At 62.8% G+C, this 17861-nt stretch carries 18 protein-coding genes; 9 read left to right on the top strand and 9 right to left on the bottom strand.

The window, feature by feature from the left end:
• Positions 1-516 carry a helix-turn-helix domain-containing protein gene (locus tag H6A16_RS07050; RefSeq protein ID WP_204617565.1) on the bottom strand — a complete coding sequence of 172 codons (516 nt, stop codon included), beginning with the start codon at positions 514-516 and terminating at the stop codon, positions 1-3.
• Between the two features lie 313 nt (positions 517-829).
• Here H6A16_RS07050 and H6A16_RS07045 point away from each other — a divergent pair, with 313 nt between their 5' ends.
• The 7 genes from H6A16_RS07045 (at position 830) to H6A16_RS07015 (ending at position 6932) form a co-directional block, all read left to right on the top strand.
• The gene (locus H6A16_RS07045; protein WP_204617563.1) at positions 830-1057 is read left to right on the top strand and encodes a hypothetical protein; all 228 of its coding nucleotides are present in this window, start codon (positions 830-832) and stop codon (positions 1055-1057) included.
• 341 nt (positions 1058-1398) lie between these two features.
• Positions 1399-1722, top strand: a complete 324-nt coding sequence (locus H6A16_RS07040; RefSeq protein WP_204617561.1) for a Nif11-like leader peptide family RiPP precursor — start codon at positions 1399-1401, stop codon at positions 1720-1722.
• Positions 1723-1782: 60 nt separating this feature from the next.
• Positions 1783-3183, top strand: a complete 1401-nt coding sequence (locus H6A16_RS07035; RefSeq protein ID WP_204617559.1) for a radical SAM/SPASM domain-containing protein — start codon at positions 1783-1785, stop codon at positions 3181-3183.
• Positions 3184-3728: 545 nt separating this feature from the next.
• Complete coding sequence (locus H6A16_RS07030; protein ID WP_204617556.1) at positions 3729-4064, top strand: hypothetical protein; 336 nt, start codon at positions 3729-3731, stop codon at positions 4062-4064.
• 330 nt (positions 4065-4394) lie between these two features.
• On the top strand, positions 4395-4844 hold the full coding sequence (locus tag H6A16_RS07025) for an FxLYD domain-containing protein (RefSeq protein WP_204617554.1): 450 nt from the start codon (positions 4395-4397) through the stop codon (positions 4842-4844).
• Between the two features lie 192 nt (positions 4845-5036).
• Positions 5037-5456, top strand: coding sequence for an XRE family transcriptional regulator (locus H6A16_RS07020; RefSeq protein ID WP_204617551.1), 420 nt, complete (start codon positions 5037-5039; stop codon positions 5454-5456).
• A 72-nt stretch (positions 5457-5528) separates the two neighbouring features.
• Positions 5529-6932: a serine/threonine protein kinase gene (locus H6A16_RS07015; protein WP_204617549.1), complete on the top strand. Its 1404-nt coding sequence runs from the start codon at positions 5529-5531 to the stop codon at positions 6930-6932.
• A gap of 152 nt (positions 6933-7084) precedes the next feature.
• Here H6A16_RS07015 and H6A16_RS07010 read toward each other — a convergent pair whose 3' ends face one another.
• From H6A16_RS07010 to H6A16_RS06980, 7 genes are all read right to left on the bottom strand, one after another.
• Positions 7085-8167 (bottom strand): coiled-coil domain-containing protein, encoded by a 1083-nt coding sequence (locus tag H6A16_RS07010; protein WP_204617547.1) that lies wholly within the window; start codon positions 8165-8167, stop codon positions 7085-7087.
• A 292-nt stretch (positions 8168-8459) separates the two neighbouring features.
• A complete protein-coding gene (locus tag H6A16_RS07005; protein WP_204617545.1) occupies positions 8460-8867 on the bottom strand; it encodes a GtrA family protein in 408 nt (135 codons plus the stop codon).
• Positions 8868-9033: 166 nt separating this feature from the next.
• Entirely contained in the window at positions 9034-9435 is a 402-nt protein-coding gene (locus H6A16_RS07000) for a GtrA family protein (RefSeq protein ID WP_204617543.1), read from the bottom strand.
• Between the two features lie 118 nt (positions 9436-9553).
• Positions 9554-11467 (bottom strand): fructose-1,6-bisphosphatase, encoded by a 1914-nt coding sequence (locus H6A16_RS06995; RefSeq protein ID WP_204617541.1) that lies wholly within the window; start codon positions 11465-11467, stop codon positions 9554-9556.
• 246 nt (positions 11468-11713) lie between these two features.
• Positions 11714-12478: an ABC transporter ATP-binding protein gene (locus H6A16_RS06990; RefSeq protein ID WP_204617539.1), complete on the bottom strand. Its 765-nt coding sequence runs from the start codon at positions 12476-12478 to the stop codon at positions 11714-11716.
• 18 nt (positions 12479-12496) lie between these two features.
• Positions 12497-13327: an ABC transporter permease gene (locus tag H6A16_RS06985; protein WP_204617537.1), complete on the bottom strand. Its 831-nt coding sequence runs from the start codon at positions 13325-13327 to the stop codon at positions 12497-12499.
• Positions 13328-13471: 144 nt separating this feature from the next.
• Positions 13472-13684, bottom strand: a complete 213-nt coding sequence (locus H6A16_RS06980; protein WP_204617534.1) for a helix-turn-helix domain-containing protein — start codon at positions 13682-13684, stop codon at positions 13472-13474.
• Between the two features lie 211 nt (positions 13685-13895).
• On the opposite strand from H6A16_RS06980, the gene H6A16_RS06975 reads away from it, so the two are divergent.
• Entirely contained in the window at positions 13896-15458 is a 1563-nt protein-coding gene (locus H6A16_RS06975) for a hypothetical protein (protein WP_204617532.1), read from the top strand.
• Between the two features lie 93 nt (positions 15459-15551).
• Here H6A16_RS06975 and H6A16_RS06970 read toward each other — a convergent pair whose 3' ends face one another.
• Entirely contained in the window at positions 15552-17300 is a 1749-nt protein-coding gene (locus H6A16_RS06970; RefSeq protein ID WP_204617530.1) for an N-acetylmuramoyl-L-alanine amidase family protein, read from the bottom strand.
• Positions 17301-17548: 248 nt separating this feature from the next.
• On the opposite strand from H6A16_RS06970, the gene H6A16_RS06965 reads away from it, so the two are divergent.
• The coding region (locus H6A16_RS06965; protein ID WP_204617528.1) for a hypothetical protein at positions 17549-17861 on the top strand (313 nt) is incomplete at its 3' end.

The following is a 17861-nucleotide window of genomic DNA, read 5'->3' as shown; positions in this document are numbered from 1 at the left end:
CTAGGGCCTTCTCCCGGTTCGGGAGCGCAGCTCCGCCTTCAGGGCTATCGATTTTTTTAGATACGCCACCTGCGCCTCGAGCTTGCGCACGCGCTCCTCGAGCTCCTCCTCGCGGGTCTTCGGGGCCGCCTTCGCGCCCGATCCCCTGGGCCTGCCCCTGGGCTTCGGCCTCAGGGCCTCGGCCCCGCCCTCGCGGTACAGCCTGCACCACCGCTTCAGCGGCGTGGCGCTCGCGATGCCGAAGCGCTCCATCGCCTCGGGCTTGGGCATGCCCCCGTCGACCACGGCGCTCGCCGCGGCGACCTTGGTCTCGTAGTCGTATCTGGCGCGCTGCCCTCCCATGGCCAGAAGCCCGTCCCTTCCGATCGCGCGGTACGTCTTCAGCCAGTTTCTCACAGCCTCGGCGGGGACGCCAAGGGCCTTGGCGGCGGAGCGGTAGCCCCGCCCGGACTCGAACATGTCAGCGGCGAGCTCCCTGACCTCGCGGTCGTGCCTGCATCTAAGGTCGATCGGCATGAGAAGGCCTCCCATCTCTCGGACTTTATTACTTTGTCCAAGAAATGGGAGGCAGTTCACTGCAGGATGTGCGGGGGTAAGAATTTCATGGCGAATATAATCGGCGCCCGCGACCTGTGATGAAAGTTAGGGGACAGGCCCCAAAACTTTCATCTCCGAAGCCGTCGGACGGCCTGTCGCGAACGGGGGCTTTGGGGCGCGAGGTGCTCGCCCGCTCGGGATGCGGCCATGCCACAATAAACGTGTCAAGAGGCGCATACCCCGGTTGGCAGGCCGGGAACGGAGCAAAGCAGTTGCAGCGAAGGAGGCAGCAATGACAGACGACAAGCGCGTGCCCGAAGGTGTCGAGCGCCTGGATAGCGATGACCTCTCCCAGGTGTCGGGAGGTAAGCTCGTGGGTCAGCTCTGGCACGTCAAGTGCTCCAACTGCGGGGCTGACTACATTTGCGAGACATCCATGATGTCCGAGCCGCCTCATTTCTGCAGGGAGTGTGACGTTCGCATTCGTGCGGAAAGGGCCGGGTACCACGAGGAGCGTTAAAGATTCTGCGTCTGACCGTGGAGCAGGGTCGAAATAAGCATCCTGCCGGCAATGCTTTGGAAGGGGCTCGGAGATAATCCGGGCCCCTTCCTTCTGCTATGAGGCTGCCCAGCGTGAAAGTTTGGGGACAGGCCCCAAACTTTCACGAACCATACCCATTATTCGAAGCAATCGGATGTAATGCCGCAGCGGATCTCTCGATATGATGTTCGCAAGATGCGGCATGCAATCGACCGCGTGCCTGCTTTCACCTTCCGACCGAGCCTCCTTTGCGCCGCGGCTGCCCAGGCGCCCGCCGGAGCTGCCATAGACGCGCTGCGCGAGGCTGAAAGGGGAGCAGTATGGAGAAGATCGCGAGGGGGCTCTACGAGCTGGCACTCAAGGCGCAAAGTGTCGAAGAGCTTGCCGGTATCGCCGAGGGGGCGGGCTTTACCCTGACGGAAGATGAGGTGAAGGGACTGTACGAGCACCTCCATGGCGAGGGTGCGGAGAGGCTCTCCGATGATGAGCTTGAGGGCGTCGCGGGCGGCTGCCGCAGATCCGACATGCCCGTGAACAAGGGGCAACGGTGCATATGGGGCGATGTGGCCTGGTGCGGTGCCGATTGCACGTACTATACGATGTCCGCGTGGGACGGATCGGGGATTTGCAGCAGACAATCGTAATTGATCTCGTGCCTCGTCTATGATGTTTGGGGCGACAGGCTGCATTCGAAAGGACGCCACATGTACTGCAGGTTGAACGACTGCATAGCGCTGCGCAGCTGGAAGCTCGTGCCACGCGCGTACTACGTCGACGGCATCCGCGAGGCACGTGGCCTTTCGCCGGAGGAGTTCTTTGTGATGCTCGCGTGCGATGGCGAGCACGACGTGGAGGATTCGCCGACGCTTCGCGACCTTATGGCACGCGGTCTTGTGGAGGAGTGCGAGCCGGGCGACGGGATCGACGACTGGCAGCGCCTGCGCCTGTTTTCCAATCGGTACTTCCCCCATATCAACTGGTCGATTACGGGCAAGTGCAACTTCAACTGCCTGCATTGCTTCATGGCGGCGGACAACGCGCCCATGATGGAGGAGTTCACGTGGGATGAGTGCCTGGCGCTGCTCGACGAGATCGAGGGCTGCGGCATCCAAGCCGTCACGCTCACGGGTGGCGAGCCGACGCTCCATCCGCACTTCATGGATATCTGCCGCGAGATCGCACGGCGCCATCTGACGCTTTCCGAAATCAATACGAATGGCAGCTTCATCACCGAGGCGATGCTCGACGAGTTCCATGAGCTCGGGCTCAGCCCCGAGATCAAGATCAGCTACGACGGCGTGGGGCACCATGATTGGCTGAGGAACCGGCCGGGTGCCGAGGAGCTTGCCCGCCGCGCCTTCGAGCTCTGCCACGCGAAGGGCTTCCGCACCCGCGCGCAGACGAACGTCCACCGCGGAAACCTCGATTGCATGTACGACACGGTGAAATGGCTCGACGACCTCGGCGTCGAGGAGATCCGCATCATCCGCACGAGCGAGGCACCGCGCTGGGAGGAGAACGCCCACGGAATGTGCCTGGACATCAAGGAGTACTACGACGCGATGCTCGAGCTTATGGCGCGCGTTGCGGCGAGCGACATGCGCATCGTGGTAGACGTGTGGCAGTTCGCGTACTTCAACCCGCGCGGACGTTGGTACGGCGTGCATCCCGTGCAGGGTTCGTGCGAGCGATACCGCGACAACGTGCCCGTCTGCAAGGGCGCGCGTGGCACGATCGCCGTGTCGCACACCGGCGAGCTGTCTCCCTGCAACCAGCTGTCTGGCTGGTTTGCTGCGCACGGCATCAGCCTCGGCAACGTGAAGGAGAGGCCGTTGCACGAGTATCTGATCGAGGGCACCTACCTTGAGTGCGTGACGACGCCCGTTTCGAAGGTGCTCGAGCGCAACGAGCGGTGCGCCGCGTGCCCCTACTGGCGCCTGTGCCTTGGTGGCTGCCGCGCCATCGCCTGCACGCTTTCTGGTGAGTTTCTCGCCGCCGACAAGGCGAAATGCCTCTTCTTCCACGATGGCTACCTCGAGAAGGTTCCCCAGGTGCTTAACAGTGCAGGTGGCGTGCCCTATCGCTGCATTAACGACTGCGAGTGAAAGTTAGGGGACAGGCCCCAAACTTTCACAGGTGGCTGGCGCTCGTGAGACCAAGCGCCCGTTGTCTTGGCTGCATGAGCGCCGCTTTGATCCCGTGCTTTGCGCTGAAGCCCGGTCAGCGAGGGCGTTTCAAGGCTGATCAGGGGGTTGGCTCATAACGGTGTACCAAATCCGCGACTTTTGAGATATCTCACCAGAATGGTGGGCTGATCTGAGCGCGAAGCGGGTTCGGTGTTATGCAATCAAGTTGGAAATACGCCGCATAGCGAGCGTGGTTGATACATTTCGATAAGCGACACAGCGTCACTTGGACGATTACCCTCTCAAAAGTCGCGGATTTGGTACCAGCCCCCCCCCTCTTGAGGCTTCAAGTCAGCCAAGCGCACGTGCCTTTGAACGTTTGGGACCTGTCCCCTAACTTGCATGCGCAAAGTCGCCTGTTCGCTCCTACTCATTTTCTATGTCGACCGGGTGTACCGGCGCGGTATCGGACGTTTTATGATTGCGCTAGAAACGGATGGTACGCGATTCAAAAGAGGCAAGCCATGTCAGAGACCGTAAACAAGCTGCAAGAGCTGGCTTTGAGCGCACAGAGCGCCGAAGAGATCGCCCAGCTCGCCCAGGATGCAGGTATCGAACTTGCTGACGGCGATGCCGAGCGTCTGTTCGAGCGTCTTCACGGCGAGGGCATGCAGGAGATCGCTGACGATGAACTCGGCTCCGTTGCAGGTGGTGCCTGCAAGGGTACGCGAACCGTTCGCCCCGGGGTCGATAAGTGCGGACATGGCTTTTGCGCCTGCTTCAGCACCTGCAAGTTTTACAAGGTCCATGACGATGATCCCAACGTGGGCGAGTGCGGCAATCCCGGTTTCACGCCGTAATCGCGAATACGCATAACCCCGCGCACGTACGAAAGGGCGCTGTGCCGGGTTTTCGGCCTTGCCCTCATTGGGTGCTTATGAACCGCTTTCCATCTCTTAGGGGACGAGTGCTCCGAGAGATGGAAGGCGGTTCATCTGTCTATCGTCAGGTATTTTACTGAGCACAAACATGGCCGTGCGCCCTGGCTGCGGCCCGTGAAAGTTTGGGACCTGTCCCCAAACTTTCAAACTTTCATAGCTCGCAGCTAATGTTATTCGCTTTTCGTTTTCCTACCATGCAGGAATCAAGGGGGATAGCCCCATCGCTAAGGGAACGGAAGTGATTTCATCATGGCTAAAGAAGGCAAGAAGCCCATCGGCAAGATCATCCTCATCGTGGTTGTCGTGCTCGTGGTGATCGGCGCGGTAGGCGCAATGGGAGGGAAGGGGTCGTCGGGCGGCGACGCCCAGCAGGCATCCGCGCAGGGGCAGGCCGCGACGACGGAGCAGCAGCAGGCAGCTCCCGAGCCTGAGCCCTTCACGATCTCCGACGAGACGCTGAATACCGAGAACCCCTATTCAGCGACCATCACCGGCACGCTGACGAACAACACCGGTTCCGAGAAGTCGTACGTCTCGGTGGAGTACGTCATCTACGATGCCGACGGCGCTCAGATCGGCAACGCTTACGCCAACACGACCAACCTGAAGGCCGGGGGCACGTGGAAGTTCGAGGCGGGAACGCTGAAGGCCCCTGAGGAGATCGGGAGCTGGGAGCGCGTCGAGGTAACGGGTTTCTAGCCTGTCAAAACCCCAAGCTCGTTATGATGTTTGTAAAGACGCGGTAACGTAATCTCAAAACTGACACCTTGTAGGTGTCGGAAGTGTTGTAGGTTATATCAGTGCGGCGTCGTGTATTCCGGTCTGCGCATATGGTCGGGGCGCAGAAAGGCGACGACGCCGTGCTGTCCTGAAGGGACGGGGGTCGAACCCATGACAGAGCGGCTGACCGAAGAGGTCCTCCACGAGTTGCTCGAGGCTCCCGATATCGATTCGTTTGTCGACGGGCGCGAGTTTCCCGCCTGCACCCTGTCCGAGTACCTGCAGCAGCTGCTCCAGAAGAAGAACCTCGAGCGCGCCCGGGTGGTGCGCATGGCCGATTTAAACGAGACCTTCGGGTACCAGATCTTCACGGGCGCGCGCAATCCCAGCCGCAACAAGGTGCTGCAGATCGCCTTCGCCATGGCGCTTTCGCTGCGCGAGACGAACCGGGCCCTTACTGCTGCGGGTGTGGCGGCGCTGACCTGCAAGAGCCGGCGCGACGCCATCATCATCTTCTGCATCGACCACGGCTGCTCGCTGCAAAAGGTCAACGAGGAGCTCTATCGCCTGGGCGAGGAGACCATCTGCTAGGGGCAGAGCGCGTCGGCGGCGCCGGCGTCCGATGTCGGGATCGGCGCGAATCTGTCCGCACGCGCTGGTACTATGACAGCTATGGATACCAACGGCACGACAGATCGCATAGCACCCGAGCGCCTCGATGCTTTTCTGTCCGCGTGCGAACGCGCGGACAGCTGGAGCGTCGTGCGTACGCTCAAACAGTCCGACTTCGAGACGACCGATCTCGTTGAGTTCGAGGGCGCTCGCGGGGGAGCGCTCGGCCCCTTTGTGCGCAAGCGCATCGACTGCTCAGCCGGTGTGGGAACCGCCTATGAGGAGCTGTGGGAGGCGCAGCAGCGCGGCGTGATGCTGCGCTACGCACCGCGTATCATCGACTGCGTGCGCGCGGGCGATGAGCTCACGGTCGTTCTCGAGTTCATTGCAGGCCCCACCCTGGAAGATGCCGTTGCCGCGCGGGGCGGATCGGAGGCGCTCGCCCGCAGCCTGTTTCCTCCGATGTGCGACGCGGTGGCGGAGCTTCACGAGCGTCTGCCGCACCCGCTTATCCATCGCGATCTCAAGCCGTCGAATATCATCGTGCGCGGCGAGGAGCCGGTGGTCATCGACTTCGGCATCGCGCGCAGCTGGCACGAGGGCGCCGAGGCCGACACGACGCATTTCGGCACCAAGGCCTATGCGCCGCCCGAGCAGTTCGGCTTCAAGCAGACCGACGAGCGCAGCGATGTGTACGCCCTGGGCAAGCTGCTGCTGTTCTGTTTAACAGGCAGCGAGCCTGCGGTCTCGTCGGACGAATTCGCACTCGAGCGGCTGGGTGTTCCCGCGAGCTACGCGAAGATCATCACGCGCGCCACGGCGTTCGATCCTGCAGCGCGCCATGCGGGCGCCCGCGAGCTCAAGCATGCGTTTGTCCTGGCGGGTGCAAATCGCTCGGCTTCGCAGGTAGCGGCGTCTGAGCAGGTTGATGCGTTGAGCCATGAGCCGTATTCGGGGAGCAATGCAAGGCGGGATGATGGGTCGAGCTTCAGCTCGTATGGTCTAGGAATCGCTTTAACGCAGGCCTCGATGAGCACGGCCGCGGCGCATGGGGTGCGGCCGCCGGCTCGCACAGGCGCCGAGCGCGATGGTATTATCGCCCGAGCGATGCGCTTTTTGGCCCGCCGCGTTCCGCAGTCGGTTGGGCGCGCCTGGAACATCCTCGTGCTGATCGTCTACGCATTTTTCTTCGTTGTGTGCTTTGCCGCCGTGCTCTTTCCCAACGAGCACGACAGCGCGTTTCCTCTATGGTTCCTGCTGCTGGAATACGGCGCGGCCGCCCTCGCTGTGTTCGGAGGCGCGGCCTACTTGTTGCTCGATAAGCGCCGGCTGTTCGAGCGGTTTCCCACGCTTGCCCGCGTACCGCTTATGCGGCAGCTCCTGCTCTATATCGGCATCTCGTTCGCGTGCATCCTCGGCGTCACGATCATCGGCATGGCGGCCGGCCTGCTGTAGATATGACAGTTAGGACGGGGCCCACTGTCATGTTTTCGCTAAAGTCAGACCGAAGCGAAAAAGTATGACACTGGGCCCCGTCCTAACTGTCATGAAAACGCCCGCTCCTGGGGAGCGGGCGTACGGGTTGCGATATCGACTCGAGGCGAACCCTAGATTATGTTCATCTGGGAGGCGACGGTGCTGTACCAGTCCTGCCAGGTGGGCGGGCAGTAGCGCTGAGCGCCCTCGGGCGTGAGCGTCGGGCCGTAGTTGGCGCTGAGGAACGCCACGTGCGCGGTGATGGACTCCTCCCAGCTGCTGAAGGTGCGGCTCGTCATCCAGCCCCATGCGTTGTAGTCGCGGAAGCAGTAGGTGCCCTTCGTGCTCTCGGTGCAGGCGATGGCGGGGGAGAAGCGCGGGTCGAGGCTGTTGTCCCACGCCGCCTGGGCGAACACGGCGCCGTAGCCGGCAAGGGGGCTGCCTTCGAGGTAGGCATCGATGCGGGCGGTCCAGGTGGCAACGAAGTCCTGCTCGGAGAGGCCCCAGTCGACCGCGCCGCCGGCCATGACGGTCGAGACGGTCTGGCTGCCCTGGTTGGCGGTGTTCTCGGCGTTGCCGCCGTCGACGCCTTCACCCGCGGCGGGCGCGGTCTGGTTGGCAAGCAGGGCAAGCTGCTCTGCGGCCTCGCGCTCGGCGTCTGCCTGAGCCTCGCTGCGCAGGCGCGTCGCCTCGGCAAGGGCGTCGGCGGCCTTCTGGCGTTCGGTCTCGGCCTGGCTCTTCGCCTGGACGAGCTCGGCCTTCTTTTCCTCGAGCTCCGCCTCCATGTCGCGCAGGCGGTCGATCTCCTCGGTGGTCGCCTCCTGGATCTGGTCCATGTAGGCGAGCGTCGAGATGGCATCGTCGAGCGTGGAGATGCCCAGCACGACGCCGAGCAGCCCGTTCGAGCTCTTCTGGTACTTATACTGGGTGCGCATGGCCTCGGCGGCGCGCTCGCGCTGGGCGGGAAGCTGCTCCTCGATGGCCGCGATGTCAGCGCTGTCGGAATCGATGAGCGCCTGCAGGTTGTCCACATTGCCCTGTGCCTGATCATAGGCCTGGGTCGCCTGCTCGACCTGCTGGCGCGTCTGCTCGAGACGTGCCTCGGCCGCGCTGGAGTCGGCATAGGCGGTGGCAGGGGAGAAGGTGGGCGCAGCCGCGAAGGCGACAGCAAGGGCGGCGCAGGTGATGATGCGCGCCGGCTTCTGCGCAAGCATGTGAATACTGTTGCGATGACTCTGCATACTCGATCCCGGGAACGTTGGGTTTTATCCGCGGTCGATTATACGACATGGTTTAGACCTCTACTTGAACCTTAGACCTCCTTAAGGGTCAACTTGAAGGTTCAGGATACGTGTGAACAGGCCTTTCGGTGAGTTGTCGAGATATCTTGGAGTTTCAAGTTCACCTTGAGGGTTAAGCCGCGGGTTCGTCAAGGGTGGCCCGGTAAAGAAAAAGCCGCTCGCCAGAAGACGAACGGCCTGAATCAATCAGAAGATAGGCTCCCGTTTACGCGTGGGATCCGCTCAGGAAGCGCTTGCGGCTGAAGTAGTTGTACCAGGTGACCATGAAGGTGGAGATGAGCTTCATGAGCTGGTAGCCGATGCTCAGGAAGGCGACGCCCACGAACATGAAGAGGTCGGTGAGGCCGAGGCCGATAGCGGAGAGCACGGCGAAGATCGTGAACTCGCGCTTGCGCGACATGTCGTCGCGACGGCCGAACACGAACTTGACGCTCAGGAAGTAGTTCACCACGACCGATGCGATGAACGAGACGGAGGTCGCGATGAGGAAGTCGGCGTGGAACAGCTCCACGAGCGCGATGAGCATCGCGTAGTCGACCGCGAGGGAAGCGAAGCCGACCAGCGCGAACTTGGCGAACTGCTTCGCATCGGGTTTTTGGAGCACGTTGTGCACGCAATGCCTCCTCGGCGGACGGGAATCGAGGTGTCCCTCGAACAGTGAACCATTACTCTACGCGTTGGGTTTGAAGATGGTAAGGGTACCGCGTCGATTTAACAAAACTGCAGATGGTATCCATATTCATCAAGGCCTCGCCGCGGCAGCGAGGCAGGGCTCGCGCCTATCGTCCGGAGTTGCCGCTGCCGTCGAGCAGGACCTTGCGGCTCACGAAGTTCCACACCATGACGACGGCGGTGGCGAAGAGCTTGACGATACGGTAGTCGATGCCCGCAAGCTCGGTGCCCACCCACATGAGGGCGGCATTGATGCCGAGGCCGATGATGGACAGCACGAGGAAGATGATGAACTCGCGCCGACGGCTCATGCCCTCGCGGTGGCTGAACACATAGCGCATGCTCGCGAGGTAGTTGAACACCACGGAGATGGAGAACGAGATGGTGGACGACGCCACGGGCGGCACGCCGAAGACCTCGGTCAAGACGATCATGACGACATAGTCGAGTAGCGTGGCCAGGATGCCGACGACACCGAATTTCATGATCTGGGCTATCAGGTTCCGCACGGCTGATCGACCTTTCGTTGTACGTTTTTCGCATGCAGCGGTGAGCCATTGTAGCAAAGCGGCCGCCTCGGGGACGGCCGCTTTTGGGAATTATCCGGTCGCGCAGGCGCAAGGGACGCTATCCGCGCTTGTGCTCCGTGATGATGCCCGCGCGATAGGCCTCGAGCAGCTGGCGCAGGTCGTTGATCTGCGCGCGGATCTCCTGGCCGGTGTCGGTGTCGGACACCATGACGCGCCGCTCGGCGACATCGATGTAGGTGGTCTCGCTCTGGATGTCGGCGTTGCGGGTGAGGGCCTCCTCGACGCTCTTGAACGCCTCGTGCGCCTTCAGACGCACGCCGCGCGAGCTCGCGATCAGCGTGTATCCCGCGATGCCGGTCTTGGGGTGGTAGGCCTGGCAGAAGCCGCCGTCGATGACGACCAGGCGCCCCTCGGCGCGCAGCGGCGACTCGCCCTGAATCGCCTTGACGGGGGTATGGCCGTTGATGATATGGCCGAAACCGGGGATGAGGCCGAACTCGCGCATGATCGCGTCGCAGGCGGGCGCCTCGCGGGTGAGCTCGAAGTAGGGATCCATCGGCTCCTCCCAGGCGGATTTGTCCTCGATGTAGGAGCGCTCGAAGGTCTTCACCACGCGGCCCGACATGGGCGAGCGGTGCCCGACCCACAGGTACCACAGCCAGTCCATGGCCTCCGGCTCGCGCGTGCGCCAAGCGCGACGGGCGATATCGTCGCAGAAGTCCATATAGGCGCGGCCCGCGCGCCAGGTGCCCAGGCAGTTCACGCTCGCGAAGGTGCCGTCGGCGTTCATGGGCACGCAGCCGTGGAATAGCAGGTTTCCGTTGCGCACGAGGTAGACCGATCCGTGACGGTACAGGAAGCTGATGTGGTGCTGCAGATGGTCGGCGTTCGTGAACTCGTAGACGAGCTTGTCGACGATGCGCTGCTCGGCTTGGGAGAGCTCGTAGGGATGCTCGGGGTCGAGGGTGGGGAAGTCGCAGGTCACGAGGTCGTAGGTGGTGTCGCCGATCGTGACGGTGCCCGCCTCGAGGTCGATCTTGTCGAGCAGCAGGCGGTCCTCCATGTCGAACTCGGGGTGGCGCTGGATGATCTGCCCCTCGAGTTTGAACAGCAGGACGTTGATGGCCTTCATGAGCGGGGTGATGCGCTCGCCCGCGCGATAGGTACGCTCGGCGAACGATACGAGCTGGCGCAGCGAGATGCCGTAGTCGTTCTCGAGGATCTCGTAGTTGTTGTAGCGCAGGTTGTTGCGCAGCACGGTGACGATGCACGCCGGCACGCCGGCAGCTGCGCCCATCCACAGCACGTCGTGGTTGCCCCACTGGATGTCGGTGCGCTGATGCGTGCAGCGCAGCAGCCGGTCCATGATCTTGGCGGCACCGCCGCCGCGGTCGAAGATATCGCCCACCAGATGGATGTGGTCGACGGCAAGCACCTTGATGAGCTCGGCGAGGGCGCAGATGAAGTCCTCGGTCGAGTCGGTCTCGAGGATGGAGTCGATGATGCGCTCGTGGTAGCGCACGCGGTAGTTGTTCTCGTCGGGATGCGTGTGCAGCAGCTCGTCGATGATGTAGGCGAAGTCGTGCGGGATGGCCTTGCGCACCTTGGAGCGCGTGTAGCGGCTGGACAGGCGGCGCGCGACGGTGATGAGCTGGTCGAGCATCGTCTTGTACCAGGTGGGGGAGTCGCGGCGGGCGCTGCGCACGAGCTCGATCTTCTCGCGCGGGTAGTAGATCAGGGTGCACAGGTCGCCCTTCTCCTGATCGGTGAGCGTGTTTCCGAAGTCCTCGTCCACGTGCTCGCGGATGACGCCGGAGCAGTTGTTCAGGATGTGCAGGAACGCCTCGTACTCGCCGTGTAGGTCGCTCATGAAGTGCTCGGTGCCCTTGGGCAGGTTGAGGATCGCCTGCAGGTTGATGATCTCGGAGAACACGGCGCGTTGATCGGGGAACTGCTCAGAAAGCAGATTGAGGTACTTGAGGGTCTGTTCGGAATATTCCATGGGAACCATAAGGACCTGCCTTCCGGTGCCGTCCCCTAAAACCCCTGCGGCACCCTTGCATATGTGTACAACGATATAAAGTATGGCCCAAAGCTGTCGAGAGGTTGTGGAGGTGGCTGTCTTGGCCGTGTTCGGGGCGGCGAACGGTCGCAGCCGCACCGCGGAGGCCGGTGAGGCTGCAACGAAAACCGCCCACCTGTCGCGCTGACAGGCGGGCGGATGGATACGCGCTGTGGCGGGCACGCTGCGCGGAACCTAGTTGAACTGGTTGCGGTAGGCCTCGCAGACCTCCTCGACCGGGCCGTCCATGCGCAGGTCGCCCTTCTCGATCCAGACGGCACGCTGGCAGATGCGCTCGACCTGCTTGATGGAGTGCGACACGAACAGGACCGTGACGTTGCCGCTCTCGATGAAGTGCTTGATGCGGCGCTCGCACTTCTCCTGGAAGAACACGTCGCCCACCGAGAGGGTCTCGTCGACAATCAGGATGTCGGGCTCGGCGATCGTGGCGATGGCGAACGCGATGCGCGCGACCATGCCCGACGAGAAGTTCTTGAGCGGCATGTCCATGAAGTCGTGCAGCTCGGCGAAGTCGATGATGCCCTGGAGGTTGTCGTCGATGAACTCCTTGGTGTAGCCCAGCAGCGCGCCGTTCAGGTAGATGTTCTCGCGCGCGGTGAGCTCCATATCGAAGCCCGCGCCCAGCTCGATGAGGGGCGAGATGTTGCCGTGCACGGTGCAGGTGCCCTCGCTGGGCTCGAGCACGCCGGCGATGATCTTGAGCATGGTCGACTTGCCGGAGCCGTTCGTGCCCACGAGGCCCACGATCTCGCCGCGGCGCACCTTGAACGAGATGTTCTTGAGCGCGCGGAACTCCTTGAAGAAGAGCTCGTGGCGCATGATCTTGATGAAGTACTCCTTGAGGTTCGTCAGGGTCTCGGACGCCATGTTGAAGATCATCGTGACGTCGTCGACTTCGATGGCGTAGTCGGAGGCGTCCTGCTTCGTGATGTTTGCCATGGGGGTACCTTGGATTCCTTAGATGTAGAGGATGAACTTGTGCTCGAGCTTGTGGAACACGGTGTAGCCCGCCGCGAAGGCGACGAGCGCCCAGCCGGCGCAGATGATGACGGTCACGGGCTCGGGGTTCGTCTGCCACAGGAAGATCTGGCGCATGAAGTTCACGTAGTTGTACATGGGGTTGCCGTACATGAAGAACTGCAGGACGGGGTGCATGAGCTTGATGAAGTCGTCCGTCCAGAAGATGGGCGTGAAGTAGGTCCACGCCGTGATGACGACGCTCCACAGGTGCATGATGTCGCGGAAGAAAACCGTGAGCGACGAGAGCAGAAGGCCGATGCCCATGCAGAACAGCATGAGGAACAGCAGGCCCACAGGCAGCCAGATGAGGTGCCAGGTGGGAACGATGCGGAACCACAGCATGACGATGGCGACCGCGATGAGCGAGAAGCCGAAGTTCACAAGCGAGAAGAGGACCTTCTGGACCGGGAACACGAAGCGGTGGACCTTGACCTTCTTGAGCAGCGACGCGTTGTCGATGATCGACATGAGCGCCTGCGAGGTGGAGTCGGACATCACCGAGAACGTGACGTTACCGACGATGAGGTAGAGCGGGTAGAGCTCGGGCGACACGCTGCCGTTGCGGCCCTGCGCGAAGATCGTCGAGAAGACGATGGCCATGACGACCATCATGAGCAGCGGGTTCAGGACGCTCCAGACCACGCCGAGAACGCTGCGACGGTACTTGCGCTTGAAATCGCGGCCGACGAGCTGCTTGAGGATGAACACATCTTTTTGGAAATCGCTCTTGGCATGGGTTGCCTTAAGCGTCGTGAGGGTATCCGCCACGGGCTGACTCCTCGAGCGTATCGATGGGATTATGTCGAAGTGTCATGGTAGCACACGCAGATGGCTGCACGGGATTTGCACGAGGTGCACGCGAAGGCTGCAAAACGGCGGCAGAGCGGCGCGGCACGTGCGGCGGAGATGTGGCTACTTGAGGAGCTCCCAGGGCTCGACTCCAATGCCCTCGGCAAGTCGATGGAGGGTGGTGAGCTTGATGTTGATTTCCTTGCCCTGCTCGATCGCGCTGATGATGGGCCTGCTGACCCCGACCATCAACGCGAAGTCGCGTTGGTTCAGGCCGGAGCGCTCGCGGGCGCGGCGAACGTTATCGGAAAGTTTCTGTGAGGGCGAGGTATCCATGGGCACGAGTGTGCTCGCACGTTTGCGAAACTTGGTATAGCGCAGTTGACCATTATCCGTAAGCGGACAATTTGAACACGGGGGCGGTGTCTATTAATGGACAGCGCCGCTGGCGCGGGTGGTCGCACCGCTTACAGTTGCGCAATTTTGTGCGCGATGGGCGCCCTATACTTGACAGGTGTTGGGTTAATTGTGAGAGGAAGGAGTTCTCATGCTCAAACAGCTCCAGAACCTGCGAGGACGGGTGGGTCGCACCTGCGCCGCGCTCGCGGTGGCGGCGCTCACGGTAGCGGCACCGGCGGCTCCCGCGCTCGCCGAGGAGTACCCGGACATCCTGCTCGCCGCGTTCTTCAACAGCGAGGAGGACCAGACCGACACGCTCTACACCTCGGTCGACGGCCAGAACTTCCAGTCGATCGGCGTGGCGTACCAGGACGCGACGCCCAACGACGGCGCGCAGGCGTGGATTCCCAACACGCCGTATAACGTGGCGTGCCTGCACGACCCGAGCATCATCTACCACAACGGCTGGTTCTACATGCTCTCGGGCTATACGGACCACAGGTCGTGTCCCGGCAAGTTCATCCCGATGATCGGCTACTCCAAGGACCTCGTGAACTGGGCGTACCCGAACAGCGGCAGCTCGTCGAACGTGGCGCTCTCGGAGCTTCCGCCGACGTCGAACGCCTCGAACTTCGACATCGTCGCGCCCGAGTTCTTCCAGACGAGCAACGGCGACGTCTACATCACGTTCAGCGCGGGCTACTACGGCGCGAACCATGGCCAGCCGCAAAACGACCAGATGTACCCCTACATCGTGAAGCTCGACTACCTCGAGCCGGGCACGCAGAACCCCGAGTCGAACCCGGGTGCCCAGCCGAGGCTGAACTACGGCACTGCGCAGCGCATCAACCTGCCCGAGGGCAGTACCAACCGCATCGATGGCTCTTTCTACGAGGAGAACGGCGTCTACTACTACATCATCAAGAACAACGGCATCACGAACGAGATCTGGAGCATCCGCGACATGAACCGCGTGAGTGACCCGTCCGCCTGGACGAAGGTCTGCGGCAACGCTCTCACCGGCTATGAGGGCCCCTCGCTCGTGAAGTTCCAGGGTCAGTACTGGCTCTACACCGATAAGCTCGCCGACTATCCGGCGGGCGCCTCCGACGGCAAGACCGGCACGTTCGTGCAGCGCTCGAACAGCCTCGCGTCCGGCTGGTGGGGCAACGACCGCATCACCACCAAGAACCTCGATGGCCGCGACATCCCCAACCGCCACGGCACCGTGATCGTCGTGACCGATCCTGCGGCCAAGGAGGTCGTATGGAAGGCGCGCGAGCGCGCGGGCTACGTGTACGAGGCCGGCAAGAACGGCTCCGAGACGCGTGAGGTCAACGGCGTGACGGAGCGCTTCTTCTGGGAGAACGGCGTCATGGCCCAGTCCAAGGAGGCCTTCGTCGACGGCGCGTGGCGCTGGTACGACTCCGACGGCACCATGGCCTTCAACAAGGACGCCTACCTGCCCTCGAGCGGCGGCAAGTGGGTGCGCTACAACGAGAACGGCGAGATGATCAAGGGCGAGGACTTCCGCTACGGCGGTTGGTACTACTTCGACCCGATCACCGGCGCCATGTGCAAGGGCTGGCGCACGCTGCCCGATGGCCGTCAGGTGTACTACGACCTGGTCAACGGCCAGATGCTGCACGGCTGGCATGTCGTCGACGGACAGAACATCCACTTCGACGAGGTCACCGGCGCACGCCGCTAGTGAAAGCTCGGGGACAGGTCCCAAACCTTCATCGTGATGAGCGGGCGGATCGCTTGCGGTCCGCCCGCTTTCGTTTGCGGGACTGCAGTGGGGCTACAGCGCGATGCCGCCGTTCCAGCCCCAGCCGAAGTATCCGTCCGATTCGGTCCAGACCTCGACGGGTTCCAGGTAGACCAATCCGTACATGAGGCTCGCGACCTTGCCGCCTCCGACATAGATGCCCACGTGGCCGTAGTCCTCGTAGTAGACGCCATCGGTCCAGCCGTGTGAGCCGGAGCGGCTCTTGGAGTAGACGGTTGCGCCAACGGGGATGCCGCCGCGGCTCGTCGAGACGCGCCAGGCGCGCATGGCCTCGTAGGCGCAGGCCCGGCTGTCGGCGGATTCGCCTGCGCGGCGGTAGGTGCGTGAGATCCACGCCTGGCACCAACCTCCGGAAAGGCCGTAGGTGTCGCAGCGCTTCGCCTGGTCGGCCACGCGACGCTGCCGCTCCGTCACCGGGATCTGGGCCGCACCTGTGTTCATGTCGAAGTGGATCGTGCGACCGTCGTCGACGACCTGGTTGCCGTAGAGCATGGCGCCGTCCGAGCCGTACCAGACCCATTTGTCACCGTTCTCCAGGTACTTCCAGCCGACCCGCATCTTGCCGGTGATCGTGTCGAAGTAATACCAGCGGCCGTCGATCGCCTGCTCGCCGTAGCGCATCGCGCCGTCGTCGCCGTAGTAGACGGTCTTTGCGCCTCCGCCCTCGCCGAGCGTGACGAACCCGGTCCGCATTGCGCCGTTGTCGTCAAACAGGTGCCACGAGCCGTCGACGACGGCCTCGCCGGTCATGAGCGTGTGGGTAGAGGGGTCGGCATAGTAGGTGGATCCGTCGACCGTGATCCATCCTGATGCCAACCTCCCCGTTTCGGGGTCGGCATAGAAACGCGTCCCGCCGATGGACAGCATCCCGGTCAGGCGCTCGCCAGACTCATCGGTCAGATACGAGCCCTGCGCATCGGCGATAAGGAGATAGCCCGTTGCGGTGCCGGTGCCATCGAAGAAGCGGAGCGTGCCGTCGCCCAGGTCGCCCCAGGTGTTCGTGAGAAGCGCACCGGTGATGCGGTCGAAATAGCGCAGCCCGAGGCCGGGCACGTCCTGGGCGCCGTAGCGCATCGCGCCGTCGTCGCCGTAGTAGACGGTCTTGCCGGCCGGCAGGTCGGTCAGGCCGCGCGACATCTCGCCGTAGACCTCTTCGAAGTGATACCAGCGGCCGTCGACGCAGCGCTCGCCGTACTGCATGCGGCCGTTCTCGTCGTAAAAGACCGTCTTGGTCGTCTTGCCCGGTCGGTTATCGGGGATATCGGTGAAGCCGGTGGCTCGGGCACCGCCCGCATCGGGGTCAAGCCAGTACCAGCCGCCGTCGATCGCCTGCTCGCCGGTGAGGAAGGCGCCGTCGGAGCCGGCTCGGTAGGTGCCCGTGTCGGTTGCGACCCAGCAGTTGGTCGCCATGGCTCCCGTGATCGTATCGAAGTATCGCAAGCCGAAGCCAGGCACGTCCTGCAGGCCGTAGCGCATGGCGCCGTCGGGTCCGTAGTATACGGTTTTGCCCGGAAGCTGCATCATGCCGGTCACCTTTTGGCCCGTGGCGTCGTCGATGTAGCACCAGTGGCCGTCGATGACCTGCTCGCCTAGGAGGCTGATTTCGGGCTCGGCCTCGGTTTCCAACTGGATTTCGGCAGAGGGGGTATCGGCTGGCTGCGCTGCCGCATCGGTTGCAGCGAGCGCGCTGATGGGGGAGAGGACGCCGAGCGCAGCCGACATGCCCGCTGTGCACAGCAGTGCCCTGAAAGGAAGCTTCATGGTAACCACCGGGTGAATCGCGATGAGTGGGTTGAAAAGCAATGTATCAGCGTTGAGGTCAAAGACGTTGCGCAACATGCAAGTTCAAGGACAGGTCCCAAACTTTCACCTGCCGCTAGGCGCCGTGAAAGTTTGGGACCTGTCCCCGAACTTGCATGTTGCGCAACGGGGTGGGAGGGAGGTTGGCTAAACTTAAAAAGATGTGTATCCATACCGTGTTATCTGTTTCGGGATGGGAGTGGGGACGTATGGTCGACATGCTTCACGGGTGTATCGGCGCTCGTGCCGCCGTGTGCGCTGCGCTCGCAGCGGCTTTGGTATGCCCTGGCGCCGCCTTTGCGCTTCCGGATCCCGGCGAGGCCGGCCCCGCCTACACCGGCTGGGTGGACGCCGGCGGCGAGCCCTGCGCCCCCGCGGGCGCCGCGGGCTGGGTCGACGCCGGGGGGCCGGCCGAGTCCAAGTTCTTCTACGACCCCGCGACCGACGCCTGGTACTGGGCCGAGGCCGACGGCTCGATCGCGCGCGACCACGACGCCTTCGTGCCGCGCGACAACGGGGTGG

This window comes from Collinsella tanakaei (assembly GCF_016900375.1).
Lineage (GTDB): Bacteria > Actinomycetota > Coriobacteriia > Coriobacteriales > Coriobacteriaceae > Collinsella.
This window is presented reverse-complemented; position numbering and strand designations above follow the sequence as displayed.

Excerpts from the sequence above, each read along its gene's own strand:
- H6A16_RS07050 (WP_204617565.1), bottom strand. The coding sequence starts at position 516 with ATGCCGATCGACCTTAGATGCAGGCACGACCGCGAGGTCAGGGAGCTC.
- H6A16_RS07045 (WP_204617563.1), top strand. The coding sequence starts at position 830 with ATGACAGACGACAAGCGCGTGCCCGAAGGTGTCGAGCGCCTGGATAGC.
- H6A16_RS07040 (WP_204617561.1), top strand. The coding sequence starts at position 1,399 with ATGGAGAAGATCGCGAGGGGGCTCTACGAGCTGGCACTCAAGGCGCAA.
- H6A16_RS07035 (WP_204617559.1), top strand. The coding sequence starts at position 1,783 with ATGTACTGCAGGTTGAACGACTGCATAGCGCTGCGCAGCTGGAAGCTC.
- H6A16_RS07030 (WP_204617556.1), top strand. The coding sequence starts at position 3,729 with ATGTCAGAGACCGTAAACAAGCTGCAAGAGCTGGCTTTGAGCGCACAG.
- H6A16_RS07025 (WP_204617554.1), top strand. The coding sequence starts at position 4,395 with ATGGCTAAAGAAGGCAAGAAGCCCATCGGCAAGATCATCCTCATCGTG.
- H6A16_RS07020 (WP_204617551.1), top strand. The coding sequence starts at position 5,037 with ATGACAGAGCGGCTGACCGAAGAGGTCCTCCACGAGTTGCTCGAGGCT.
- H6A16_RS07015 (WP_204617549.1), top strand. The coding sequence starts at position 5,529 with ATGACAGCTATGGATACCAACGGCACGACAGATCGCATAGCACCCGAG.
- H6A16_RS07010 (WP_204617547.1), bottom strand. The coding sequence starts at position 8,167 with ATGCTTGCGCAGAAGCCGGCGCGCATCATCACCTGCGCCGCCCTTGCT.
- H6A16_RS06995 (WP_204617541.1), bottom strand. The coding sequence starts at position 11,467 with ATGGTTCCCATGGAATATTCCGAACAGACCCTCAAGTACCTCAATCTG.
- H6A16_RS06990 (WP_204617539.1), bottom strand. The coding sequence starts at position 12,478 with ATGGCAAACATCACGAAGCAGGACGCCTCCGACTACGCCATCGAAGTC.
- H6A16_RS06980 (WP_204617534.1), bottom strand. The coding sequence starts at position 13,684 with ATGGATACCTCGCCCTCACAGAAACTTTCCGATAACGTTCGCCGCGCC.
- H6A16_RS06975 (WP_204617532.1), top strand. The coding sequence starts at position 13,896 with ATGCTCAAACAGCTCCAGAACCTGCGAGGACGGGTGGGTCGCACCTGC.
- H6A16_RS06970 (WP_204617530.1), bottom strand. The coding sequence starts at position 17,300 with ATGAAGCTTCCTTTCAGGGCACTGCTGTGCACAGCGGGCATGTCGGCT.